This is a genomic window from Sphingomonas sp. 67-41 (assembly GCF_001899725.1).
Taxonomy (GTDB): domain Bacteria; phylum Pseudomonadota; class Alphaproteobacteria; order Sphingomonadales; family Sphingomonadaceae; genus Sphingomonas; species Sphingomonas leidyi.
The window spans coordinates 707,517-731,951 of the sequence record NZ_MKWJ01000022.1 but is presented as its reverse complement, the minus strand read 5'-3'; the positions used below and the strand labels follow the sequence as shown (position 1 = coordinate 731,951).

At 69.4% G+C, this 24,435-nt stretch carries 22 protein-coding genes; 6 read left to right on the top strand and 16 right to left on the bottom strand.

What is annotated here, in order from left to right; translation table 11 throughout:
* Positions 1 to 221: 221 nt before the first annotated feature.
* From BGP17_RS14465 to rarD, 5 genes are all read right to left on the bottom strand, one after another.
* A complete protein-coding gene (locus BGP17_RS14465; RefSeq protein ID WP_208413567.1) occupies positions 222 to 761 on the bottom strand; it encodes an SRPBCC family protein in 540 nt (179 codons plus the stop codon).
* Positions 754 to 1,200, bottom strand: coding sequence for an SRPBCC family protein (locus BGP17_RS14460; protein ID WP_286712477.1), 447 nt, complete (start codon positions 1,198 to 1,200; stop codon positions 754 to 756). The genes BGP17_RS14465 and BGP17_RS14460 overlap by 8 nt, the downstream gene beginning before the upstream one ends.
* On the bottom strand, positions 1,197 to 1,592 hold the full coding sequence (locus BGP17_RS14455; RefSeq protein ID WP_286712476.1) for a VOC family protein: 396 nt from the start codon (positions 1,590 to 1,592) through the stop codon (positions 1,197 to 1,199). Before BGP17_RS14455 ends, BGP17_RS14460 begins: the two co-directional genes overlap by 4 nt.
* Positions 1,589 to 1,924, bottom strand: a complete 336-nt coding sequence (locus BGP17_RS14450; RefSeq protein ID WP_167299882.1) for an ArsR/SmtB family transcription factor — start codon at positions 1,922 to 1,924, stop codon at positions 1,589 to 1,591. The genes BGP17_RS14455 and BGP17_RS14450 overlap by 4 nt, the downstream gene beginning before the upstream one ends.
* A 168-nt stretch (positions 1,925 to 2,092) precedes the next feature.
* The gene (rarD, locus tag BGP17_RS14445; protein ID WP_286712475.1) at positions 2,093 to 3,001 is read right to left on the bottom strand and encodes an EamA family transporter RarD; all 909 of its coding nucleotides are present in this window, start codon (positions 2,999 to 3,001) and stop codon (positions 2,093 to 2,095) included.
* 115 nt (positions 3,002 to 3,116) lie between these two features.
* On the opposite strand from rarD, the gene BGP17_RS14440 reads away from it, so the two are divergent.
* The gene (locus tag BGP17_RS14440; RefSeq protein ID WP_286712474.1) at positions 3,117 to 4,055 is read left to right on the top strand and encodes a hypothetical protein; all 939 of its coding nucleotides are present in this window, start codon (positions 3,117 to 3,119) and stop codon (positions 4,053 to 4,055) included.
* A 6-nt stretch (positions 4,056 to 4,061) separates the two neighbouring features.
* Here the strand turns inward: BGP17_RS14440 and BGP17_RS14435 are convergent, their stop codons facing one another.
* From BGP17_RS14435 to BGP17_RS14395, 9 genes are all read right to left on the bottom strand, one after another.
* Positions 4,062 to 4,361: a YciI-like protein gene (locus BGP17_RS14435; protein ID WP_286712473.1), complete on the bottom strand. Its 300-nt coding sequence runs from the start codon at positions 4,359 to 4,361 to the stop codon at positions 4,062 to 4,064.
* A 1-nt stretch (position 4,362) separates the two neighbouring features.
* On the bottom strand, positions 4,363 to 5,187 hold the full coding sequence (locus tag BGP17_RS14430) for a protein phosphatase 2C domain-containing protein (protein ID WP_167299886.1): 825 nt from the start codon (positions 5,185 to 5,187) through the stop codon (positions 4,363 to 4,365).
* Positions 5,188 to 5,196: 9 nt separating this feature from the next.
* On the bottom strand, positions 5,197 to 5,697 hold the full coding sequence (locus BGP17_RS14425; protein WP_286712472.1) for a GNAT family N-acetyltransferase: 501 nt from the start codon (positions 5,695 to 5,697) through the stop codon (positions 5,197 to 5,199).
* Between the two features lie 9 nt (positions 5,698 to 5,706).
* Entirely contained in the window at positions 5,707 to 6,279 is a 573-nt protein-coding gene (locus BGP17_RS14420; protein ID WP_286712471.1) for an MAPEG family protein, read from the bottom strand.
* Positions 6,280 to 6,281: 2 nt separating this feature from the next.
* Positions 6,282 to 7,547, bottom strand: a complete 1,266-nt coding sequence (locus tag BGP17_RS14415) for a dihydrolipoamide acetyltransferase family protein (protein ID WP_286712470.1) — start codon at positions 7,545 to 7,547, stop codon at positions 6,282 to 6,284.
* 5 nt (positions 7,548 to 7,552) lie between these two features.
* Positions 7,553 to 8,557 carry an alpha-ketoacid dehydrogenase subunit beta gene (locus BGP17_RS14410; RefSeq protein WP_167300497.1) on the bottom strand — a complete coding sequence of 335 codons (1,005 nt, stop codon included), beginning with the start codon at positions 8,555 to 8,557 and terminating at the stop codon, positions 7,553 to 7,555.
* Positions 8,558 to 8,586: 29 nt separating this feature from the next.
* Positions 8,587 to 9,858: a 3-methyl-2-oxobutanoate dehydrogenase (2-methylpropanoyl-transferring) subunit alpha gene (locus tag BGP17_RS14405; RefSeq protein ID WP_167299889.1), complete on the bottom strand. Its 1,272-nt coding sequence runs from the start codon at positions 9,856 to 9,858 to the stop codon at positions 8,587 to 8,589.
* Between the two features lie 150 nt (positions 9,859 to 10,008).
* Positions 10,009 to 10,662: a hypothetical protein gene (locus tag BGP17_RS14400; RefSeq protein WP_286712469.1), complete on the bottom strand. Its 654-nt coding sequence runs from the start codon at positions 10,660 to 10,662 to the stop codon at positions 10,009 to 10,011.
* Positions 10,659 to 12,797 carry a M3 family metallopeptidase gene (locus BGP17_RS14395; protein WP_286712468.1) on the bottom strand — a complete coding sequence of 713 codons (2,139 nt, stop codon included), beginning with the start codon at positions 12,795 to 12,797 and terminating at the stop codon, positions 10,659 to 10,661. Before BGP17_RS14395 ends, BGP17_RS14400 begins: the two co-directional genes overlap by 4 nt.
* Before the next feature lie 124 nt (positions 12,798 to 12,921).
* Between BGP17_RS14395 and BGP17_RS14390 the strand changes: the two genes are divergently transcribed.
* From BGP17_RS14390 to BGP17_RS14375, 4 genes are all read left to right on the top strand, one after another.
* On the top strand, positions 12,922 to 13,671 hold the full coding sequence (locus BGP17_RS14390; RefSeq protein ID WP_167299891.1) for an ImuA family protein: 750 nt from the start codon (positions 12,922 to 12,924) through the stop codon (positions 13,669 to 13,671).
* 280 nt (positions 13,672 to 13,951) lie between these two features.
* On the top strand, positions 13,952 to 15,406 hold the full coding sequence (locus BGP17_RS14385) for a DUF6504 family protein (RefSeq protein WP_353681880.1): 1,455 nt from the start codon (positions 13,952 to 13,954) through the stop codon (positions 15,404 to 15,406).
* Entirely contained in the window at positions 15,403 to 18,744 is a 3,342-nt protein-coding gene (locus BGP17_RS14380; protein ID WP_286712466.1) for an error-prone DNA polymerase, read from the top strand. The genes BGP17_RS14385 and BGP17_RS14380 overlap by 4 nt, the downstream gene beginning before the upstream one ends.
* Positions 18,744 to 19,283, top strand: a complete 540-nt coding sequence (locus BGP17_RS14375) for a 2'-5' RNA ligase family protein (protein ID WP_167299894.1) — start codon at positions 18,744 to 18,746, stop codon at positions 19,281 to 19,283. The genes BGP17_RS14380 and BGP17_RS14375 overlap by 1 nt, the downstream gene beginning before the upstream one ends.
* Here the strand turns inward: BGP17_RS14375 and BGP17_RS14370 are convergent.
* Both BGP17_RS14370 and BGP17_RS14365 read right to left on the bottom strand, forming a co-directional pair.
* Positions 19,280 to 19,852, bottom strand: a complete 573-nt coding sequence (locus BGP17_RS14370) for a methylated-DNA--[protein]-cysteine S-methyltransferase (RefSeq protein WP_286712465.1) — start codon at positions 19,850 to 19,852, stop codon at positions 19,280 to 19,282. The genes BGP17_RS14375 and BGP17_RS14370 overlap by 4 nt on opposite strands.
* A 36-nt stretch (positions 19,853 to 19,888) precedes the next feature.
* A complete protein-coding gene (locus BGP17_RS14365) occupies positions 19,889 to 20,893 on the bottom strand; it encodes a fumarylacetoacetate hydrolase family protein (RefSeq protein WP_167299896.1) in 1,005 nt (334 codons plus the stop codon).
* Between the two features lie 137 nt (positions 20,894 to 21,030).
* Between BGP17_RS14365 and BGP17_RS14360 the strand changes: the two genes are divergently transcribed.
* A complete protein-coding gene (locus BGP17_RS14360; protein ID WP_286712464.1) occupies positions 21,031 to 24,345 on the top strand; it encodes a PAS domain-containing protein in 3,315 nt (1,104 codons plus the stop codon).
* The last annotated feature ends 90 nt before the right edge of the window (positions 24,346 to 24,435 follow it).

Below are 24,435 nucleotides of genomic sequence, written 5' to 3'. Positions count from 1 at the left end.
TGCCCGCACAGGCGGGGATGACGGTTATGGCACCACCCTTGTCTCAAGGGGATAGTCGCCCACGCACGGTTTGCGATCCCGGCTTCTCGCGCGGCGACATGCCCGGATCGGGGAGTTCCCCGCATTCTACCCGTCGAGCAAGCGCGGCCGGGCGGGCGGCCCGGCCGCACGAGCCAAGCAGGCGGAACCCATATCGCAAGGCCGGATGGCCGCGCCCTGCCTCAGCCGAGCCCCACCGCTTCCGCCGCCCGCTTCTCCGCCTCGGTATGCAGGTCCCAGAAACTGGCGACATGCGCGCCCGCCAGGCGCTTCTGCAGCACCGCAAGATGCGCGGCCCAGCCGCCGCCGAAGCTGCGCGCATCCTCGGGCCCGCGCAGGCGGTTGTGCGTGAGGACGAGGCGGGTGCGATCGGAAGCGAAGGCAAACAGCTCGATCGTCACCTCCCCTGCCTCGCCATTGTCCCAGGTGAAGGCGAGGAGATGCGGCGGCTCGATCTTGAGGATGGTCTCCGACCAGGCCTTGCCCTCATATTCGGCGTAGCGCTCGGGATTGGGCACATCGTCGTCGGACAGGTCCTGATGGTTGAAGGTCAGGCCAAGCTTGCCGCCCACCTGCGGTTCGGTGGGTCCGCCCATGAACCAGCGGGCGCGCAGCTCCGGATCGACCAGATATTGCCACACCGTCTCGATCGGCGCGGCCAGGTCGCGCTCGAAGCGGAGCATCTGCGGGGTGATCGTGTCGGCAGTCAGCGTGTCAGCCATTTTCCGTCTCCGTGATACGGCCCAGGCTTTCGAGGATCATCGTCCAGCCCTTGCGGGTCTGTTCCTCATAGCTTGCCCAGGCAGGGTCCATTTCATGGGTGAGCGTCAATGTGCAGCCCATCGGCGTGGGCGCGATGTCGATCGCGACGCGCGTCCACTCCCCCTCCTCCGCCGGATCGGCCGAGAAGAGGAAGACGAGGCGGCGCGGGCGGTCGATCGCCTCGAACCGGAGGCGGTGATGGGCATCGCCTCCGGCGCGCCGTTCGACGATCAGCCCCCGGCCGCCGATCCGGGCATCGATCTCGCAGCGGACCATCTCGCCCTCGGGCGTGGCGAAGAGGAAGCGCGCCGCCTGCCCGGGATCGAGCCAGGCGTCGAACACCCGCTCCGGGCTCGCGGCGAACGTGCGGGTGACGGTGAGGATCACCGGCGCGCTCATGCCAGATTGACCTGCCAGGAGACGCCGAACCGGTCGTTCGCCCAGCCGAACCGGCTGCTCCAGCCATAATCATCGGGCGGCATCAGCACGCCGCCCTCCGCGGACAAGGCCGCGAACAGCCGGTCGAACGCCGCGCGATCCTCCACGTCGAGGAAGAAGGACCAGGACGGCGTGAAATCGAAGCCATGGGCGATGAAGCTGTCATGGACCATCACCTTCTGCCCCGCGATCACCGCATGGGCGCGCAGGATCGTGCCTTCGGGCCCCGGCCCGTCGGGGCCGAAACGCTCGACCGATTCGATCCGGCTGCCGGGCACGGTCTCGAGATAGAAATCGAGCGCCGCCTGGCCCTTGCCGCCCTGGAACATCAGAAAGGGCGTGGCATGCGTCATTCGGGCTTCTCCCGCTGGTCCGCGGCGATGATCGCTTCGAGCGCATCGAGGCGGACGGTCCAGAACTTCTCCCATTGCTTCAGCCATTTATCGGCCTCGGCGAGCGGATCGGGCTTCAAGGCACACATATAGCTGCGTCCCACCTTGCGGCGGGCGACGAGGCCCGCCCCTTCGAGCACCTTCACATGCTTGGCCGCCCCGGCGAACGTCATCGAAAAAGGCTCGGCCAGCTCGCCGATCGATTTCTCGCCGAGCGAGAGATGCGCGAGCATGCCGCGCCGCGTGGGATCGGCAAGGGCGTGAAAGGTGGCGTCGAGTCGATATTCAACCATGTGGTTTAATATCTCATCGGCAGCAGGAATAGTCAACCGATCGGTTGAATATTTTCGACAGAGCTGCACCGCTTCCGCGGCGACACGGGCTTCGGGCGCGACAAGGGGCCCGGCGGTGTCGCGCATGCGCGGACCCCGTCAGCGACAATCCCGGATTTGAAGCGGAGTCTAGGCGTCTGTCGGCATGGGCGCGCGGGCAGCGCGGAGGCTGTCCCAGGCATAGAGTGCGCAACCCGCCCAGATCAGCGCGAAAGTGATCAGGTGGACGGTGCGCAGCGGCTCGCCCAGCGCGATCGCGACGAAGAACTGGATGGTCGGCGCGATATATTGGAGCAGCCCCAGCCTCGAGAGCGGCATCAGCCGCGCGGCGGCGGCGAACATCAGCAGCGGCGTCGCGGTGATCACGCCCGCGGCCAGGAGCAGCGCGTTCTGCCCGGCCGACACGCCGAAGCCGCTCGTCCCCTGTCCCGCGGTGTAGACCAGCCATGCGGCGGCGAAGGGGACCAGCAGGACCGTCTCGACGGTGAGCCCGCCCAGCGAATCGATCGCCACCACCTTGCGGACCAGCCCGTACAGGCCGAAGCTGAAGGCGAGCGCAAGCGAGATCAGGATCGCCCCGCCGCCGTCGAGCGCCATCACCAGCACGCCGGCACCGGCCACCGCGATCGCCGCCCCCTGCCAGCGCCGCAGCCGCTCGCCGAGCACGAGCATGCCGAGCGCGACATTGACCAGCGGATTGATGAAATAGCCCAGGCTCGCCTCCAGCACATGGCCGGTCTCGACCGACCAGATATAGACGAACCAGTTGATCGCGATCAGCGTGGCGCTGGCGCAGAGCAGCAACAGGGTGCGCCCGCGCGCCGCGCGCCAGATCGGGCCCGCCCGGCCGAGCGCGAAGACCAGCACGCCGAGGAACAGCACCGACCAGACGATGCGGTGCGCCAGGATCTGCAGCGCCGGCACGCTGGCCAGGGCGTGGAAATAGAGCGGCAGGAAGCCCCAGATGCCATAGGCGCCGATGGCGAGGGCGAGGCCCTTGTGCCCGGATGCGCGTCCGGTAGCGGTGGTGCTGGTCATGTGGGCTCCTTGCGCGGGCGGGCGCCGCGGCGCAAGCAAGGCCGGCTTGGGACCGCCAAAGCGATTGCACGGAAACGCTTCCCCGCTAGGCTGTCGTCGGGAACTGGGGGAAATCATGTCGGACAATTGGGATGAGGAAGGCCCGTACGGCCATCCGCTGATCGCGACTCTGGCCGGGGGCGCCGTGCTGGTGCTCGCGGCGTTGCTGGGGCCGCGCTTCGGCTCGCCGTTGCCGTTGCCGGCGCTGCTGATCGGCGGCGCTGCGGCGGGGCTGGTGCTATGGCTGATCGGCTTTCTGGCGACGACGCGCCACGCGAATCTGGGATGGAAGCTCGGCTCGCTGGCCTTGCTGATCGGCGCCGGCGCCGGCGCGGCGGCGATCGCGCACGGCCAGTTCCAGACCCAGTCGCGCGCCGATGCAAGCAGCTTCGCCGAGATCGAGCTGGCAGCGGACGGCACCCCGCTCCTGCCCGCCGGCGCCGCCGGCCGCGGGCCCGTCTCGCAGCTCTATGCCGATGCGCTGCAGGCCGATGTCGTCGCGCAGCGCGCCTTTGCCGATGCCTTGGCCAAGTTCGGCGCGGGCGCGCTCAACAGCCCCTATCTGCTTCAGCAGAACCCGCATGCGATCGGCGACTGCAAGGCGATCGAGCCGATCCGTGCGCTTGCCGGCGAGCAGAGCCTGGCGCGCATCGCGCGGCGCAAGGCGCTGGCCGAAGCGATCGGTAGCGCGAGCCTGCCCCGGGCGGCCAAGCTGGGCATCGCCAGGATCGCCGGCGACGCGGCGACGGATCCGCTGCTCGCCAACCAGCAGGCGATGCTCGACGCCACTGCCGAGCTCTGCGCGCTGCTCGCCCGCAGGAGCTGGTACAACGCCAATGGCTATTTCGGCTTCCGCAACGGCGCCGATGCCGCGGCCTTTGCCGCGCTGGGCGCCAGGCGCCGGGCGGTGGCGGAGGAAGCGGGCGCGATCGACCGGGATGCCCGCGCGCGCATCACCGCCGGCCGCGACCAGGTGCGCGACGCGCTCAGCCGCTCGATCTACGCCAGGGAATAGCGGGGTTCAGGCGGCGGGCCGCACCGGGTTCGCCGCCTCGCGCCCGACCACCGTGTTCCAGGGCAGCACGTCCCAGCCCGTCACCAGTCCGTTCGCGACATAGGGATCGGCCCGGGCAAAGGCCCGCGCGGCTGCCTCGCTGGAAAAGAGCAGCAGGGCGCTCTCGGGTGGATCGCCGACCGCGCCGCCCAGGATCAGCGCGCCCGTATCGGCGCTTTCCCAGGCCAGGGCCAGATGCGCGTCGCGGAAGCCGGCGCGGCGTTCGAGATAGTCGGGCGCGATGGCGTAGCGCAGGATCCAGTGCATCTCAGCCTCCGATGCGGAGCCACAGGGCCGTGGCGTCGTCCGATGCCTTGAACCGCGGAAAGCGCGCGCAGGCGGCATCCGCGCGCTCGATCGCCCGCAGTTCCTCCGCGATGGCGGCGAGGCCGCGGGCGCGGATCGCCTCCACCAGCGCGGTATCGTCATAGGCGGCATAGCTGTCGATCAACGCGGCATAGCCGTCGCTCATCAGGAAGACCTCGTCGCCGGGGGCGCAGGCGATGCCGGCGGTATCGACTTGCGCCATGTGCTCGGGATCCACGCTGAGCACGCGCATGCCGGGCCGGCCGCGCGTCGCGCGGAGATTGGCGAGGATCGGCGCCGAGCGCTTGGGGCTGCCCAGGCCATGCTCGGCCAGGCTGGCGGCACGCTCCGCCTCGGAATTGCGGATCTCCCGCTCGGGGCCGAGCCGCACGACCCCGCCGCCCGAGCGGAGAAAGCCGACGCAATCGCCCAGCCAGCCGATCTCGAGCCCCTCCGCGCCGAGCCGGACGGCGAGCGCCGAGGCAAGGGGATATTCCCAGCGATCCTCGGGATCGCGCGTGCGATCGCGTTCCCAGGCGGCCAGGATATGCGCGGCGACATCGGCATAGAGCGTGCCGATCGTCGCAGCGCCGGACCCGGTGAACGCCGCCTGCGCCACGCTCGCCAGCCAGGCCGCGCCGCCCTGGGCGCCGACCAGCCCCGGCGGACCGAGATCGGTGGCGCCGTCGATCACCCAGGCATGGGCGCGCGCGAAGCCCGCACGGTCGTCATTGGGAACGGAGACATCGCCGGCGAGGCTGATCGACTGGAGCAGATCGAAGTGCATGGCCCCGGTCTACACCGGCTTTGGGACGCTCCGCACCATGTAACGCGCATGCGGGCCATAACTGGAAAGCTTGGCCTGGAGGGCCGGGCTGCCCATCGGCGCGAAGCCCTGCGCCTGCCAGAAGGCGGCGGATTCGTTCACCGACACCAGCGCGATCGGCGCGTCGATCCCGGCGAACAGCAGGTCGAGCCCCGCCCGCGCATTGCCGCCGCCGCGCGCTTCGGGAAGCAGCGCCAGGTCGTGGAGATACCAGCTGTCCCGATTCGACGGCAGCGCCCCCAGCAGCGTGTCGAGCGGCGGGATCGCCTCCAGCGGCCAGGGATAGGCGATCAGATAGCCGGCCACCCGCCCCTCGCCCGCCAGCACGAAACAGGTGTCGGGCGCAAGCGCGAGCCGCTCGACGAAACAGGCGCGGCCTTCGGGATGGTCGGGAAAGGCGACACGGGCCACCGCGACGACACCGTCGAGATCGCCCGCCGTCATCGGCCGCCACTGAAGCAAGTTCTGCATTGCCATATCCTAGCGGCGGAGCACCCGGAAGAGCCAGAGCTCGATCAACGCGAAGGGGCCGAGCAGCGCCGCCACGCCGGCCCAGCCGGCCAGATCGAACCCGAATCGGCCGACGCCCCAGAGCAGCACGACCATCCCGAGGAACATCGAATAGACGCCGAGCCCGCGCCACAGCGGATGGATGTGATAGCCGACCCACCATGCCCAGCGCCCGAGAGTCCAGACGATCGCGGTGGCGGCGATGAGACGCAGGTCGGGCTCGTAACGGGCGAGCAGGAACAGGCCCGGCAGCAGCACCGCCAGCTGCTCGAGCGTGTTCTGGATATAGCGCTGGTTGACGACCAACCGCGGCGAATCGGCGCCGGCCAGCGGATCGATCGAGCGGTGGAACAGCCGCTCATGCGCGACCGCCTCGATGCCGGGCACGAGCGCGAGCAGCACCACCGCGCCCGAGCATTGGAGTGCGAACAGCATCGGCTGGGCCGCAATCGGCGGCAGGCCGTGGCGCAGCGCCAGCCACAAGCCGATCGCGACGGGGAGCGAGGCGGCGACGGCACCGGCGATGGTGGCCCGCCCCGCCATGCTCAGTCGGCGAACAGGAGGACAGGGGTTTCGAGCAGCTTCCGCACTGCCTGGACGAAGCTCGCCGCATCCCAGCCATCGACGACGCGGTGGTCGCAGCTGATCGACAGGTTCATCAGCTTGGCGCGGACGATCTCGTCGCCCTGGAAGATGGGACGCTCGACGATCTTGTTCGGCCCGATGATCGCCACTTCGGGCCGGTTGATCACCGGCGTGGTGGCGATGCCGCCGAGCGGGCCGAGCGACGTGACGGTGAGGGTGGAGCCCGACAGCTCCTCCGACTTGGCCTTGCCGGTGCGCGCCGCATCGGCCAGGCGGCCGATCTCGGCGGCGAGCTGCCAGACATTCTTGTCCTGCGCGTCGCGGATCACCGGCACCATCAGCCCGGCATCGGTCTGCGCCGCCATGCCGAGATGCACCCGGCCGTGGCGCGTGACCACGCCGGCCTCGTCGTCATAGCGCGCATTGATCATCGGGAAATCGGGCAGCGCCCGGCAGATCGCGACGATCAGGAACGGCAACATGGTCAGCTTGGGGCGCGCCCCGCGATTGTCGTTGAGGTCGCCGCGCATCGCCTCGAGCGCCGTGACGTCGATCTCGTCGACATAAGTGAAGTGCGGGATGGCGCGCTTCGAGGCGGCCATGTTCTCGGCGATGCGGCGGCGCATGCCGATGACCTTGATCGGCTGGTCGTCGCGGGCCCGCGACGCGTGCGGAGCGTGATAGCCCTGGGCGCTGCCATAGCGCAGATAGGCGTCGAGATCGGCGTGGCGGATGTGGTTGCCGTCCGCCTTCACCACGGCGAGATCGATGCCGAGATCCTTGGCGCGGGCACGGACCGCGGGCGAGGCGAGGACCTGCCTGTGGGCGGCGGGCTCGGGTGCCGCGACCGGTACGGGTTCCGGAGCGGACGCGGGCACGCGTGCCGGAGCGGCCTCCACGACCTCTTCCACGCGGGGCGCCTCTGCCTCGGCCTGCCGCTCGACCGGAGCTTCGGTAGCCACCGGCGCGGTCTCGGCGGCGTCGCCCTCGACTTCGATCACCATCAGCGCCGAGCCGATCGCCACCATCTCGCCGACTTCGCCGGCCAGCTCGACCACCACGCCGGAGACGGGCGATTCCATCTCGACCGTGGCCTTGTCGGTCATCATGTCGGCGACCTGCTGGTCCTCCGACACCTTGTCGCCGATCTTGACGTGCCAGGCGACGATCTCGGCCTCGGCAATGCCTTCGCCGATATCGGGCAGGCGGAAGGTGAAGCGTGCCATGCGGGTCAGTCCTTCAGGATCTTCTTGAGGGCAGTGCCGATGCGCACCGGCCCGGGGAAATAGGCCCATTCCAGGCTGTGCGGATAGGGCGTGTCGAAGCCGGTCACGCGTTCGATCGGGGCTTCGAGATGGTAGAAGCAGCGCTCCTGCACCTGGGCCGAAAGCTCGGCGCCGAAGCCCGAGGTGCGCGTCGCCTCGTGCACGATCAGGCAGCGGCCGGTCTTCTTCACCGATTCCTCGATCGTGTCGATGTCGAGCGGCACCAGCGTGCGCAGGTCGACGATCTCGGCATCGATGCCGAGTTCCTCGACCGTGTTGGCGACGACGTGCACCATCGTGCCGTAGCAGAGGATCGTCACTGCCTCGCCCGGGCGGACCACCGCGGCCTTGCCCAGCTCGACGCGATAATGGCCCTCGGGCACCTGGGCACCGGGATGATCGGCCCAGGTCTTGGCCGGACGATCATAATGGCCGTGGAACGGGCCGTTGTAGATGCGCTTGGGCTCGAGGAAGAGGACGGGATCATTGTCCTCGATCGCCGCGATCAGCAGACCCTTGGCGTCGTACGGCGTCGAGGGGATCACCGTCTTCATGCCCGAGACATGGGTGAAGATGCCCTCCGGCGACTGCGAATGGGTCTGGCCGCCGAAGATGCCGCCGCCATAGGGCGAGCGGATCGTGATCGGCGCAGTGAAGTCCGCCGCCGAGCGATAGCGCAGCCGCGCCGCTTCGGAGACGAGCTGGTCGAGCGCCGGATAGATGTAATCGGCGAACTGGATCTCGGGGACCGGGCGCAGGCCATAGGCGCCCATGCCGATCGCCACGCCCATGATGCCGATCTCGGTGATCGGCGTGTCGAAGGCGCGCGCCTTGCCATATTTGGCCTGGAGGCCGGCAGTGGCGCGGAAGACGCCGCCGAAATAGCCGACATCCTCGCCCATCACGATCACGTTCGGATCGCGCGCCATCATCACGTCCATGGCGGAGTTGATCGCCTGGATCATGTTCATCTGCGTCACGTCGCCCACGATCTCGTCGCTCACAGGCCGGCCGCCTTCTGCTCGTCCAGCATCTGCTGCTGCTGTTCCTTCAGGTGCCAGGGAATGGTCTCGAACACGCCTTCGAACATCGATTCGAAGGGCTGGTGCATGCCATGGCCGAGGATGCCGTTCTTCTCGGCTTCCTTCTGCGAGGCCTTGACCAGCTCGGCAAGCTCCAGGTCCTGCGCGGCGTGGCGCGCCTCGTCCCATTCGCCGATGGCGATGAGATGTTCCTTCAGCCGGCGGATCGGATCGCCGAGCGGCCAGGCATTGGGCTCGCCGGCCGAGCGATAGGCGGTGGGATCGTCGGAGGTCGAATGGCCCTCGGCGCGATACGTGAAATGCTCGATCAGCGTCGGGCCCTGGTTGGTCCGCGCGCGCTCGGCGGCCCATTCGGTGGCCGCGTACACCGCCAGCGCGTCATTGCCGTCGACGCGCAGGCCGGCAATGCCATAGCCGATCGCGCGCGCGGCGAAGGTGGTCGCCTCGGCCCCGGCGAAACCGGAGAAGCTCGATATCGCCCATTGGTTGTTGACGACGTTGAAGATAACCGGCGCCTTGTAGACCGTCGCGAAGGTCAGCGCCGAGTGGAAGTCGCCCTCCGCCGTCGAGCCTTCGCCGCACCAGGTGGCGGAGATGCGCGTATCGCCCTTGGCCGCGCTCGCCATCGCCCAGCCGACCGCCTGGGGATATTGGGTGGCGAGATTGCCCGAGATCGAGAAGAAGCCGAACTCCTTCGAGGAATACATGATCGGCAGCTGGCGCCCTTCGAGCGGATCGGCCCTGTTCGAATAGATCTGGTTCATCATCTGCACGATCGGATAGCCGCGCGTGATGAGGATCCCCTGCTGGCGATAGGAGGGGAAGCACATGTCGTCGCCGGCCAGCGCCATCGCCGCGCCGATCGAGACGGCCTCCTCGCCGGTGGACTTCATGTAGAAGCTGGTCTTGCCCTGGCGCTGGGCACGGAACATGCGCTCGTCGAAGGCGCGGGTGAGCGCCATCGAGCGGAGCATGCGGCGCTTGGCATCGGCATCGAGCCGCGGATCCCAGGGGCCGACCGCATTGCCCTCGTCATCGAGGACGCGGACCAGGCCGTACGCCAGCTCATGGAAACTGGAAGCCGCATCGGCGGTGTCGGGGCGGCGGGTGACGCCGGCGGGCGGCACCACGATGTCGCTGAAGTCCGCTTCGTCCCCCGGGCGGAATCGCGGCTCGGGCACGTGCAGCGCAAGCGGGGGCAGATTGGCGCGATCGCGCTCGCTCGACATGGGCTCTCCGGACATAGGCTCCCGTCGCCAAACGCGCGGGAATCACGTTTCGCGCCATTGTTATAAAATTTCAAAGCCCGGCGCAAGTAGGTCAGGGGTGCTGACCTGAAATGCCGCCCGAAATGCTGGGAATTCGCGTCGAAGCGAGGGTCAGGGCATCGGGTCGCCGCGCTTCCCATCGGGTACGATATCCGCCGCATTCAGCATGGCCGCCACCAACGCGCGAGTCTGTACGTCGAGGGTGCATTCGTGGCGGGTGACGACATGATCGCCGGCGGCGTCGAGCAGCTCGAATACCAGTTGGGTGCCGTCCATGCAGATCGCCATCCCCTCGTCGCGCGGGGCGTCGGCGAACTCCTGGCCGCCCCCATTGTCGGGCAGGCGCGCGGTGAAGCGAGCGGCGGCGAGCGCATCCGTCACCCGCGCGAAGCGATCGGCATCGAGCGCGCGCGTCTTGCGGCGGATGGCCACGCCCGGGCCATAGCCGCCCCTGCCGTTGGTAAGCGTGTAGTGGATCAGCGCCCGGCCATCGGCCCGCTGATCAATACGGATCACATAGGGCTGGGAGAAACTGGGCAGCACCAGCATGCGGAAGCGGCTGCGATAACCGTCCAGTGCATGCGGCGCCCACAGCACCGGCTCTCCCATCGAGGCGAGATGCTTGCCGAACCAGCCTTCGAGGAACCCGTCTTTGTTCGGCGCGAAATCCGGCGGAAGATAGTGGGTTTTGGGCACTGGCGCGTCCTGCGCCCAGGCAATACCGGGCGCGAGGAGCATCAGGGCGATGGCGAGCGCAGCCTTCATGCGACCGGGAACCCGCGCCGCCTGAACAGCGCCGACACGTCCGGATCCCTTCCCCGGAACGCGCGATAGGCGAGCTTGCGGTCGGTCTCGTTGCCGGTGGAAAGCAAAGTCGCGCGGAAACGGTCGGCCGTGGCCTTGTCCCAGACATTGCCCGCCTCCTGGAACGCCGCCCAGGTGTCCGCGTCCATCGTCTCGGACCAGAGATAGGAATAATAGCCGGCCGAATAGGCGTCGGACGAGAAGAGGTGGCCGAACTGCGGCATGCGGTGGCGCAGCACGATCTCCTTCGGCATGCCGAGTGCCGCCAGCGCTTCCTTCTCGAACGCGGCGATGTCGGTCACCGGCACTTCGCGGTCGTGCAGCTGCATGTCGAGGATCGCGCAGGCGAGATATTCGACCGTGTCGAAGCCCTGGTTGAAAGTCGACGACTTCTCGATCTTGTCGACCAGCGCCTGCGGCATCGGCGCGCCGGTCTTGTAGTGCTTCGCGTATTTATCCAGCACGTCGCGGGTGAGCAGCCAGTTCTCGTTCACCTGGCTGGGATATTCGACGAAGTCGCGCGGCGTGCCGGCCAGCCCCGGATAGGTGACGTTCTGGAGCAGGCTGTGGATCGCATGGCCGAATTCGTGGAACAGCGTCGTCGCATCGTCGAGGCTGATCAGCGTCGGCTCGCCGGCGCCGCCCTTGACGAAATTATTGTTGTTCGAAGCCAGCGTGTTGCGCACGCCGCCGAACTTCTGCTGGCCGCGATAGCGCGTCGCCCAGGCGCCCGAGCGCTTGCCCGACCGGGCATAGCCGTCGAAATAGAAGATGCCGATGTTCTTGCCAGTGCGCGTATCGGTCACTTCGAAGGTCCGCACGGCGGGATCGAAGACCGGCACGTCCTTCACTTCCCGGAAGCCGAGATCGTAGAGCCGGCCGGCAGCGTAGAAGGCGCCCTGGAGGATGTTGCCGAGCTCGAGATACGGCTTCACCTCGCTCTCATCCAGGTCGTACTTCGCCTTGCGGACCTTCTCGGCATAGAAGCGATAGTCCCAGGGCTCGATGGCGATCTTCGCCCCTTCCCGATCGGCGAGCGCCTGCATGTCGGCGACTTCCTGCGTGACGCGGGCGCGGGCGGCGGGCCATACCGCCATCATCAGCTTCATCGCATTGGCCGGGGTCTCGGCCATGGTGTCGTCCATGCGGTAATAGGCATGGTTCCTGAAACCGAGCAGCCTGGCGCGCTGCTGGCGGAGCTTCAGTATCTCGGCGATGCCCGCCTTGTTGTCGTTCGCATTGCCATTGTCGCCGCGCGAGACGAAGGCGCGCCACACCTTCTCGCGCAGCCCCCGGTCGGTCGAATAGGTGAGGAAGGGCGCGACCGAGGAGCGGGTGTTGACCACCGCCCATTTGCCGGCCAGCCCGCGATCGGCGGCGGCGCTGGCGAGCGAGGCCTTGAAGCTGTCCGGCAGCCCGGCGAGCTGGGCTTCGGAATCGAGGACGATCCAGGTCTCCTCGTCCGCCAGCAGATGGCGGCTGAAATCGGAAAAGGCCGAGGCGAGCGCCTGGTTGAGCCGGCTGACCTCGGCGCGATCGGCATCGGAAAGGGCGGCGCCGCGGCGGACGAAGCCGCGATAGCTGCGCTCGAGCAGGCGCAGCTGCTGCGCATCGAGCTTCTGGCCGGCGCGCGTCTCGTACGCGCCCTTTACCCGCGCGAAGAGCAAAGGATCGAGGAACAGCTCGTCATTCGCCCTGGTGAGCCTGGGGCTCCATTCGCGATCGATCGCCTGGACCTGCTTGTCGGCCAGGTTGCTCTCATAGACGCCCCAGGCCGATTCGACACGGTCCATCGTGTCGCCCGCCTTCTGCATCGGCTCGATCACGCTGTGGAAGGTGGGGGCGGTGCGCGCGTCGCGGATCGCATGAATCTCCCGGCGCTGTTCGGCGATCGCCGCTTCGAAGGCGGCAGGAAACATCTCCACCTTGAACTTGTCCCAGGGAGGCACGCCGCCATAGCCGCCCGGCCAGGGCTTGAGCAGAGGCGCGGCGTCCACGATGTCGGCGGCTTTGGCCATCAGGCTCCCCATGAAAGGCGTTGCGAGCAAGGCGCTGGTGCCGAGAAGCGCCTGGCGGCGGCTGAGGTTGCGGATCAAGTTCCGAAGGCTCCCTGGAATCGGTGAATCGAACCGAGCTTAGGGAGGTGCCGCGGAATGGCAATTGACTCGTCGGCAATAAGGAACAGAATAGGAACATCCTGTTCTCCGAGTCGTGCGCCCTATGGCCGATCCTGCCGTCCTGAAGCAATTGCGCGACACGCTGCGCGGTCTCGAGACCGGTGGATTCCGCCGGCGGCCTTCGCTGCCCTTCGGCATCGAGGCAATCGATTCGCGCCTCGCCGATGGCGGCTTCAGGCTCGACGCCCTGCACGAAGTGGCGGCGGGCACGAGCGACATGGCCGATGATTGCGCGGCCACCCTGTTCCTCGCCGGAATCGCGGCGCGCGCCTGGGGCCCGGTGCTCTGGGTGGTGCGGCGGCGCGACCTGTTCGCGCCCGGCCTCGCCCAGTCGGGGCTCGATCCCAAGCGCCTGATCTATGCCGAGGCGAAGGACGATGCCGAACTGCTGGCGATCATGGAGGAAGGGCTGCGCCACCGCGGACTGGGCGCGGTGATCGGCGAGGCCAGGCGCGCGGACATGACCGCGACGCGCCGGCTCCAGCTGGCGGCCGAAGGCGGGCGGACGATCGCGCTGCTGCTGAAGCGCGCCGCGCGCGAGGGGAGCGACCCGATCGGCATGCCTTCGGCGGCGGTGACGCGCTGGCGCGTGACCTGCGCCCCTTCGGCGCCGCTGCCGGTGGCGGGCGTCGGGCGGCCGCGCTGGCGGCTGGAGCTGGCGCGGCAAAAGGGGGGCGAGGGTTTCGAGACGATAGTGGAGGCATGCGATGCAACGGGTCGCTGCGCTCTTCCTTCCCCTGTGGCCGATCGAAAGGCTGTGGCGGGCGGAACGGCGCGCCGGCGCGCGGCCTGACGCGCGCGCGCTCCCCGCTCCGCAAGCCCCGCTCCGCAAGCCCGCGCAGCACGAGGGGCATTGGCGGCCGGGCGCCAGATGGGCGCAGGTGGATGAACCTCAACTCCTCCCCGGAACGGGGAGGGGAACCACCGCCTCAGGCGGTGGTGGAGGGGGTTCTCCTCAAATGCTGTCGCCGGTGGAAGCCCCCCTCCACCAAGCCGCTTCGCGCCTTGGTCCCCCTCCCCGTTCCGGGGAGGAATTAAAGCCCCTCGTCACTTCCCTCCGCAACGGCAGCCGTATCGAGATCGCCGCCGCCTGCCCCGCCGCCCAGGCGCTGGGGCTGAGGCCCGGCATGGCAGTCACCCAGGCACGTGCGCAGGTGCCGGGGCTCGACATCCGCCCGGCCGATCCGGAGGGCGATCTCGCATCGCTCGGGAGCCTGGCGATCCTTGCCGCGCGGCGCTGGTCGCCGGTGGTGGCGGTGTCCGGAACGGAGGGACTGATGCTCGACCTTTCCGGCACCGCGCATCTGTTCGGCGGCGAGGAAGGGATGGCGCGGCGCATCGTGACGCTGCTCGCGCGCGCCGGCTTCGCCGCCCGCATCGCCATCGCCGACACCCCCGGCGCCGCCTGGGCGCTCGCGCGGTTCCAGGGCAACTGCATCTGCCCGCCCGGCGAGCAGGCCCGCGCGCTCGACGACCTCCCCACCCCGGCGCTGCGCATCGACGCGGCGGCAGTGGAACTGCTCAGGCGCCTGGGCGTCGACCGGATCGGCCAGCTCGCCGCCCTGCCCCGCGCGCCGCTCGTCCGCCGCTTCGGCGCCGCTACGGTGCTGCGGCTCGACCAGGCGCTGGGCCGCGTCGCCGAACCGCTCGCCCCAGTGATCCCGCCCGAGGCGATCGCCGTCCGCCAGCGCTTCGCCGAGCCGATCGCCACCGCCGAGGCGATCGAGCATTGGCTGGGCGTGCTCACGCCGCGCCTCGCCGCCGCGCTCGAGGCCGAGGGGCTGGGCGTGCAGGCGCTCGAGTGCATCGCCGAACGCGTCGACGGCGTGCCGCAGCGCATCCGCATCGGCCTTGCCCGCCCCAATCGCAACGGCGCCCATCTGCTCCGCCTGCTCAAGCGCCGAATCCAGGATGTCGAGCCGGGTTACGGCATCGATGCGATTACCCTCCATGTCCGCCGCGCCGCCATGCTCGGGCCCGAGCCGGCGATCGAGCGGCTGGACGAGGAAGCCGCGCCCGACCTCGCCACGCTGGTGGACACGCTGGCGACGCGGATCGGCCCGGCGGCCATGTGGCGGATGCGGCCGGTGGAAAGCGACGTGCCCGAGCGATCCCTAATGCGCGCGCCGGTGCTCGATCCGCCCGCGCGCGGAGCGCTGCGCGCGAAGCTCGACGATGTCCGCCAGCTCGATCGCAACCCGCCCTTGCCGCCCTGGCACCCGGGCTGGCCGCGCCCGGCGCGGCTGCTCGCCCGGCCCGAGCGACTCGATCACGTCATGGCCGAGCTGCCCGACCATGCCCCGCGCCGCTTCACCTGGCGCGGGCGCGCCCATCAGGTGATCCATGCCGACGGGCCCGAGCGCATCCAGGGCGAATGGTGGAAGCGCGATGCCGAGCGGATGAGCGTGCGCGACTATTTCCGCGTCGAGGACGAGACGGGCCGCCGCTACTGGCTGTTCCGCTCGGGCGATGGCGAGCGCGCGGTGACCGGCAATCTCAGCTGGTATCTCCACGGGGTGTTCGGATGACCTATTCCGAACTCCAGGTGACCACGCATTTCTCGTTCCTGCGCGGCGCCTCCTCGCCCGAGGACCTGTTCCGCACGGGCGCGCTGCTCGGCCTGCCCGCGCTCGGCATCGTCGATCGCAATTCGGTGGGCGGGGTGGTGCGGTCGCTGGTCGCGGCAGAGCAGTTCAGCGATCTCGGCGTGCCGATCCGGATGATCGCCGGCTGCCGGCTCGACCTGGCCGATGGCAGTTCGGTGCTGGTCTGGCCCGAAGACAGTGCCGCCTGGTCGCGGCTCACCCGGCTGCTCACCCTCGGCAAGTCGCGGGCGGACGCGCAGAAGGGCGAGAAGGGGCAATGCTTCCTCCATTGGGAGGACCTGGCCGAGGCGGCGCAGGGGATGGTCGGCGCGCTGGTGCCCGGCCTCGCCGATCGCGGCGACCCCCAGGCCCTCCGATGGATTGCGGACCTGTTCGGGGAGCGCGGCCATGTCTGCCTCACGCAGCATCGCCGCCCGGGCGACGCGATGCGGCTGCACGAACTGAACCTCGCCGCCCGCCGCTTCGGCCTCACGCCGCTCGCCACCGGCGACGTGCTCTACGACACGCCCGACCGGCGCATGCTGCAGGACGTGGTCACGGCGATCCGCGAGAAATGCACGATCGACGAACTCGGCTTCCGCCGCGAACGCAGCGCCGACCGGCACTTGAAGTCGCCGGAGGAAATGGCGCGCCGCTTCCGCGACTATCCGCAGGCGCTCGCCGCCTCCGAGGCGATCGCCGAGCGCTGCACCTTCACCCTTCGCGACCTCAGGCACCAATATCCCGAGGAAGAGGTCATCCATGGCCGTAGCGCGCAGGAGGCGCTCGCCGCGCTCGCCTGGAGCGGGCTCAGGCAGAAATTCGCCGGCAAGCCCTCGCAGGCGCACCGGGACCTGCTCGCCCATGAACTCGGCCTGGTCGAGCAGATGGGCTACGCGCCCTATTTCCTCACGGTCAATTCGATCGTCCAGTTCGCGCTGAGCCAGCAGATCCTCTGCCAGGGGCGGGGAAGCGCTGCCAATTCGGTGATCTGCTTCGCGCTGGGCATCACGTCGATCGATCCGATCGAACACCAGCTGCTGTTCGAACGCTTCATCTCGACCGAGCGCAAGGAGCCGCCCGACATCGACGTCGATTTCGAGCATGAGCGGCGCGAGGAAGTGATCCAGTGGATCTACGACACCTATGGCCGCGATCATGCCGCGCTCACCGCGGTGGTGATCCGCTTCCGCGCGCGCAGCGCCTTGCGCGAGGTCGGCAAGGCGATGGGCCTGCCCGAGGACATGACCGCGGCGCTCTCCTCCCAGGTCTGGGGCTGGTCGAACGACGTCGACGACCGCCATGCCGATACGCTCAACCTCGACCGCAACGATCCGCGGCTGGCGCTGACCCTGGAGCTCGCGCGCCAGCTGGTCGACACGCCGCGCCACCTCTCCCAGCATCCCGGCGGCTTCGTGCTCACCCGCGACCGGCTGCACGACCTGATCCCGGTGGAACCCGCCGCGATGATCGATCGCCATGTCGTCGAATGGGAGAAGCTCGATATCGAGGAACTGGGCTTCATGAAGGTCGACATCCTCGGCCTCGGCATGCTCGGCTGCATGCGCCGCGCCTTCGACCTGCTGGCCGCGCACAAGCGCATCCATCTCACCCTCGCCGCGCCGCTGATGCAGGGCGAGGACGCGCCGACCTTCGAGATGATCCGGCAGGCGGATACGCTGGGCGTGTTCCAGATCGAGAGCCGCGCGCAGATGTCGATGCTGCCGCGGATGAAGCCCGTGAATTTCTACGACATCGCGATCCAGGTCGCGATCGTCCGGCCCGGGCCGATCCAGGGCAACATGGTCCACCCCTATCTGAAGCGCCGGCAGAATCCGGAGCTGGTCGACTATCCCTCGCCCAGGCTGAAGGCGGTGCTGAAGAAGACGCTGGGCGTGCCGCTGTTCCAGGAACAGGCGATGCAGGTGGCGATCGTCGGCGCCGGCTTCACCGCCAGCGAGGCGGACCGGCTGCGCCGCGCGATGGCGACGTTCAAGTCGAGCGGCGATATCGGCGAGTTCGGCCCCAAGCTGATCGAGGGCATGCGCAGGAACGGGATCAGCGAGACCTTCGCCGCGCAGATGGTCGAGCAGATCAAGGGCTTCAGCAATTACGGCTTTCCCGAGAGCCACGCCGCCAGCTTCGCCAAGATCGCCTATGCCTCGAGCTGGATGAAATGCCATCACCCGGACGTGTTCTGCACGGCATTGCTCAACGCGCAGCCGATGGGCTTCTATGCGCCCGCCCAGCTGATCCGCGATGCGCGCACGCATGGGGTGGAAGCGCGCGCCGTCTGTATCAACGACAGCGACTGGGACACGCGGATGGTGCCCGAGGGATCGAACCCGCGTGCACGGGATTCGCGCTTCTGCGGCACCGAAGCGGACTGGGCGGGCCTGCAGCCGATCCGGCTCGGCATGCGGATCGTGCAGGGGCTGTCCCAGGAAGACGCCGAGGCCATATTGAAGGCGCGCGCACAGGCCCCCTTCGCTTCGATCGAGGACGTCTGGCGCCGTGCCCGCGTGAAACCCGCCGCGCTCGAACGGCTGGCGCGCGCCGATGCCTTCCGGGCGCTCGGCCTGGACCGGCGCCAGGCGCTCTGGGCGATCCGGGGATTGGGACAGGCGCCGCTCGACCTGTTCGCCGCCGCCGATGCCCGCATGGATGCGAGCATGGCCGAGATCATCGAGCCGCAGGTGGCGCTGCTGCCGCTCACCGAGGGGCGCGAAGTGGTGGAGGATTATCGCGCCACCCAGCTGTCGCTGCGCGCCCACCCCCTCTCCTTCCTGCGCGCGCGGCTCGCGGCCCGGCGGATCGCACGCTGCGCGGACCTGCTGGACATGAAGGACGGGCAGCGGGTGGAGGTCGCCGGCCTGATCCTCGTCCGCCAGCGGCCGGGCAGCGCCAAGGGCGTGGTGTTCGTCACGCTGGAGGACGAGACCGGCATCGCCAATGCCGTGCTCTGGGCAGACCGGTTCGAAGCCGATCGCCGCACCGTGATGTCGGCGACGATGCTGGCGATCGCCGGCCGGGTGCAGCGCGAAGGCATCGTCATCCATCTCGTCGCCGAACGGATCACCGACCTCACGCCATGGCTGCGCGAAGTCGGCGAACTCGACCTGCCTCGCGCGACCATGCCCGGCGACGGGGCGACGCATGGCGGCGAGATCGACCCGCGCGACCGGCCCGCGCCCCGCCAGCGCCCCGCCGACAGCGGGCCGCCGCGCCGCAGCCTCAAGGCGCCGGACCTGATTCCAGTGCGCTCGCGGGACTTTCACTGATGCCGATCCACGGACACCGCCTGTTCTACGCGCTGCGCCCGGCACCGCTGGCCCGCAACCTGATCGGCGTCCAGCGCGACCGGCTCGGGCTGGCCGATGCCCTGGTAGGGAATGACCGGCTGCACATGACCCTCGGCATCACCGAGGATTTCGACCACCGCCCCTATGCCGAGGCCAAGCAGCTGATCGCGATCGGCGCGCAGGTCGCGGCGGCGCCGGTGCCGGTCATGCTCGACCGCGTCTCGGCGGGCGGCGACTCGATCGCATTGCGGCCCGCCCGCAAGATCGACGCGCTCGCCGAGCTGGGCCGCCAGCTGCAGCGCGGCCTGGCCGCCGCCACGCTGCTCCGCCGGGGCTGGGAGTTCCACCCGCACGTCACCTTGCTCTATCGCAAGGGCCGCCCCTTCACGCAGCGGATCGAGCCGATCGGCTGGGATGCGACCGATTTCGTGCTGATCCACTCGATCCTGGGCGCGCACCAGCATATCGAGCTGGGCCGCTGGCCGCTGATCGACCGGCAGGGATCGTTCGGCTTCTAGAAGCCCAGGCCCAGCTGCGGCATGTCGCGGGTGACGATGCCGTCCTGCACCTCGACGCCCTCGAGGGCGAGCATGTGCGCCTTGGACAGCGACCCGCCAGGCGCGGAGAAGCCGCCGATGCGCCCGTTCGCGGCCGTCACGCGGTGGCAGGGAATGATCAACGGCACCGGATTGGCCGCCATTGCCTGGCCGACGTCGCGCGCGAATTCCGGCCCCGCGTCGAGCGCCCTGGCGATCGCGCCATAGGTCGCCGTCTCGCCCCAGCCGAGCTGGCGCACATGGGCATAGACGCGGTCGAAAAAGGGCTCCTGCCGCCCGAGATCGACGGCCACGCCCGCAAAGTCGACGCGCTCCCCGGCGAAATAGCGCCGCGCATCATCGATCACAGCCTGCACCTGCGGCGGCGGCGGCACTGCCTTCGCATCCGGCAGGCGGCGCAGCAGCGAACGCTCCGCCTCCCGCGCCGTGCCCGGGGGCAGTCGGAAGCTGCGGATGCCCCTGGCGTTCCAGCCGATCGCGGCGAAACCCGCGGCGGTCTCGAACACCGAATAGCCGTTCTCCATCGTCATGACACGGAGATCGGGAGGCCGGGCCGGGTTCGCAACCTATCCCCCGACGGTCTGCTCGATCACGCCGAAGATCGGGTGGTGCCGGTCGTCCTCGGCCCAGATGCGCACCGTGTCGCCGGCCTTGAGGAAGGGCGTGACCGGTGCGCCGCCGCGGATCGTCTCGATCGTCCGGATCTCGGCGATGCACGAATAGCCGACGCCGCCTTCGCCCACCGGCGTGCCGGGCCCGCCATCCGCGCCGCGGTTCGAAACCGTGCCCGAGCCGATGATCGTGCCGGCGCCGAGCTTGCGCGTCTTCGCGGCATGGGCGACCAGGGTGCCGAAGTCGAAGGTCATGTCCACCCCGGCCTCGGCCCGGCCGAAGGGCTTGCCGTTCACATCGACCATCAGCCTGCGATGGAGCTTGCCGTCCTGCCACCAGTCCCCCAGCGAATCGGGCGTGGCGAAGACCGGCGAGAAGGCGCTGGCCGGCTTGGACTGGAAGAAGCCGAAGCCCTTGGCGAGCTCGCCGGGGATCAGGTTGCGCAGCGAAACGTCATTGGTGAGGCCGACCAGCCGGATCGCGGCGAGCGCCTCTTCGCGGCTCGCGCCCAGCGGCACGTCGCCGGTGACGACCACCACTTCGCCTTCCAGGTCGCAGCCCCAGGCTTCGTCGGCGAGCGGGATCGGGTCGCGCGGGCCGAGGAACCCGTCGCTGCCGCCCTGATACATCAGCGGATCGTGCCAGAAGCTCTCGGGCATCTCCGCCCCGCGCGCCTGCCGCACCAGCGCGACATGGTTCACATAGGCCGAGCCATCGGCCCATTGATAGGCGCGCGGCAGCGGCGCGGCGGCAAGCCGTTCGTGGAAACGCTCGCGCGGGATCACTTCATGGTCGAGATCGGTGGCGAGGTTCCGCAGATCGGCCTCGACCCGGTCCCAATTGTCGAGCGCCGCCTGCAGCGTCGGCGCAATCATGTCGGCACTGGCATACCAGGCCAGGTCGTTCGATACGACTACCAGCTTGCCGTCACGGCCGTTCTTCAGGCTTGCGAGCTTCATCGGTCTCTCCTTTGCTCCATCCATAGCCGCCCGCGCGGGCAAGTCGAGTTGACTCGGTCGGTTGACTCGCGCGCCGGGCCCCCGCATCGGTTGGGGCCATGGACGCCGCCCCGCGCTTTCTGGATCACGAAGGCGAGATGGCGGAACGAATCCGCACGTTCGACTGGGCGAACCACCCGCTCGGGCCGCCCGAAACCTGGCCCGACGCGCTCGGCTTCGCCCTCGACCTGGCACTCGCCTCGACCTTTCCCACCGCCATCTACTGGGGCGAGGATCTCCACCTCCTCTACAATGATGCCTGGGCGCCGATCCCGGCGGAGCGCCATCCCGGCGCGCTGGGCCGCCCGGCGCGCGAAGTGTGGCGCGACATCTGGGACGTGGTGGGCCCGCAGATGGCAAGCGTGACTGCCACGGGGCGGGGCTTCGCGATCTACGACCAGTTCCTGGCGATGGAACGCGCCGGCCGCAGCCAGGAGACCTGGTGGAACTACAGCTTCACGCCGATTCGCGACGGCGCGGGCCGGGTATGCGGGCTGATCAACCAGGGCAACGAGACGACGCGCTCCGTGCTGGCCGAGCGGGCGCGCCTGGCGGAAGCGGCGCGTCTGCGCGACCTGTTCGAGCAGGCGCCCGGCGCGATTGCGCTGCTCCACGGCCCGGAGCATCGCTTCGAATTCGCCAATTCGGAATATCTCGTGCTGGTCGGCGGGCGTCCGGTGCTCGGCAGGACGGTGGCCGAGGCGCTGCCCGAGCTGGTCGACCAGGGTTTCGTCGCCCTGCTCGACACCGTCCATGCCAGCGGCGAGCCCTTCCGCGCGGACGGCGTGCCGGTGCAGCTCCAGCGCAGCGCCGATGCGCCGCCCGAGACGCGCTTCCTCGATTTCGTCTATCAGCCGGTCAAGGACGAGCGCGGCAACACCACCGATATCTTCGTCGCCGCCAACGACGTGAGCGAGCGCGCGGCGGCGGAAGAGGCGCTGCGCCGGAGCGAGGAGCAGCTGCAACTCGCCCTCAACGCCTCGCTCGGCGTCGGCACCTGGGTATGGGACGTGCCTGCCGACCTGGTCGCGGCGGATGCCCGCTTCCTGCGCCTCTACGGCGTCGACGAGGGGCTGGCCGGCACGGGCACGCCGATCGCGCAGTTCTTCGTCAACGTGCATCCCGGCGACCGCGCCCGGCTGGAGGCGGGCATCGCCCGCACGCTTGGCGAGCGCGTGCCGTTCAACGAGGAATATCGGCTGATCCAGCCCGACGGCACGCTGCGCTGGGTGAGCGCCCAGGGCCGCGCGACCTTCGACGACGAAGGCCGCCCGCTACGCTTCCCCGGCGTCGCCTTCGACATCACCGAGCGCAAGCTGGCCGAGGAAGCCGCGCGCGACGCCGCAGAGGAATTGCGCGAGGCGAACGAAGCCCAGGCGTTTCTCGGCGCGCTGGCCGATCATCAGCGGGCGCTCGATTCGGCCGACGCGGTGATGCGTTTCACTGCGGCGGCGCTGGGCGAGCAGCTGGGGCTCGACCGGGTGGGTTTCCACCGCGTGCAGGGCGACGAAGTGCGCTTCGGCCCGCATTGGAGCAATGACGTGCTGGCTCCCCTGGAAGACACGCTGGCGATCGACGCGCTGGGAGACAATGCCCGCGCCTATCGCATCGGGCGCACCGTGGTGCTCCACGACGTCGCGCGCGAGGCGCCGGGGCTGGCGCACATCGCCGGCGCGGGCGTGGGCGTGCCGCTGCTGCGCGGCGGGCAATGGGTGGCGGTGATGTCGATCAACACCGCCGCCCCGCGCCGCTGGTCGGCCGAGGAAGTCGCCTTTGTCGAAGCGGTGGCGGAAACGGCCTGGGACGCGGTGGAACGCATCGAGGCAGTGGCGGCGCTGCGGGAAAGCGAAACCAAGTTCCGCGCCATCGCCAATTCGATCGACCAGATGGTCTGGTCGTCGCTGCCCGACGGCTATCACGATTATTACAACGACCGCTGGTACGAATATACCGGCGTGCCCCCGGGCAGCACCGATGGCGAGGCGTGGAAGAACATGTTCCACCCCGACGACCGCGAACGCACCTGGGCCGAGTGGCACCACAGCCTGGAAACGGGCGAGCGCTATCGGATCGAATATCGGCTGCGCCATCGCTCGGGCCGGTATCGCTGGGTGTTGGGCAGCGCCCAGCCGGTACGGGACGAGCGGGGCCGGATCACCCGCTGGTTCGGCACCTGCACCGATATCCAGGACATCGTCGATGCGCGCGAAGTGCTCGCCCGTTCGCGCGAGGCGCTCGAGGCGGCCGTGCGCGAGCGCACCGAGCAGCTGATGGCGGCAGAGGCGCGGCTGCGCCAGGCCCAGAAGATGGAAGCGGTCGGCCAGCTCACCGGCGGCATCGCGCACGACTTCAACAACATGCTCGCCGTGGTGATCGGCGCGCTCGACCTGCTCGAGCGGCGGCTGAAGCAGGGCAATCGCGACATCGGCAAATACATCACCGCCGCGCGCGACGGCGCCACTCGCGCCGCCGGCCTCACCCAGCGGCTGCTCGCCTTTTCGCGCCAGCAGCCGCTCGCTCCGGTGGCGATCGACACCAATGCGATGGTGGAGAGCATGATCGAACTGCTCGTCCGCACCCTGGGCGACGACGTGACGGTGGAGACCGTGCTACCCCCCGGCATCGCGCCGCTGCTGGCCGATCCCAACCAGCTCGAGAATGTGATCCTCAATCTCTCGGTCAATGCGCGCGACGCGATGCCGGGCGGCGGCAGGCTGGTGCTCACCACCGCCAATGCGCGGTTCGACGCGGCCGAGGCGGCGGGGCTGGAGCTGCAGCCGGGCAGCTATGTCGAGATCGCCGTGGCCGACAGCGGCACCGGCATGACGCCCGAAGTCGCCGCGCGCGCCTTTGACCCCTTCTTCACCACCAAGGGCGTCGGCAAGGGTACCGGCCTCGGGCTCAGCCAGGTGTTCGGCTTCGTCCGCCAGTCGGGTGGCGCGGTGCGGATCGAGACCGCGCCGGGCCGGGGCACCACCGTGCATCTCTATCTGCCCGTCCACCAGGGCGAAGCACCGGCGGCGCGGTCCGAGCGGTCCGCGTCGGTGCCCGCCGGCGGGCGGCCCGGTGAAGTGGTGCTCGTCGTCGAGGACGAGGAACGGGTGCGCAACTATTCGATCGAGGCGCTGCGCGAGCTCGGCTATCAGGTGCTCGGCGCGCGCGACGGCCCCGAGGCGCTGCGGCTGATCGACCGGGTGCCGCACGTCTCGCTGCTGTTCAGCGACGTGGTGATGCCCGAGCTGACCGGCCATGAGCTGGCCGCCCGCGCCCGCACGAAGCTGCCCGGGCTCCGGGTGCTGCTGACCAGCGGCTATGCCCCGGAAACGGCGCGCGTGGCGGGCGAGACGATCCTCGCCAAGCCCTTCGATCTCGATCGCCTCGCCACCGCCGTTCGCGCCGCGCTGGACGCATAGGGTCTTGACCGAATCGCCGGCGCGGGCCATGCGCGCCGCGGCTCCGGCGCCCCGCGCCCCGGCCTCCGTACCGCCCAGCCGCCGAGTCCT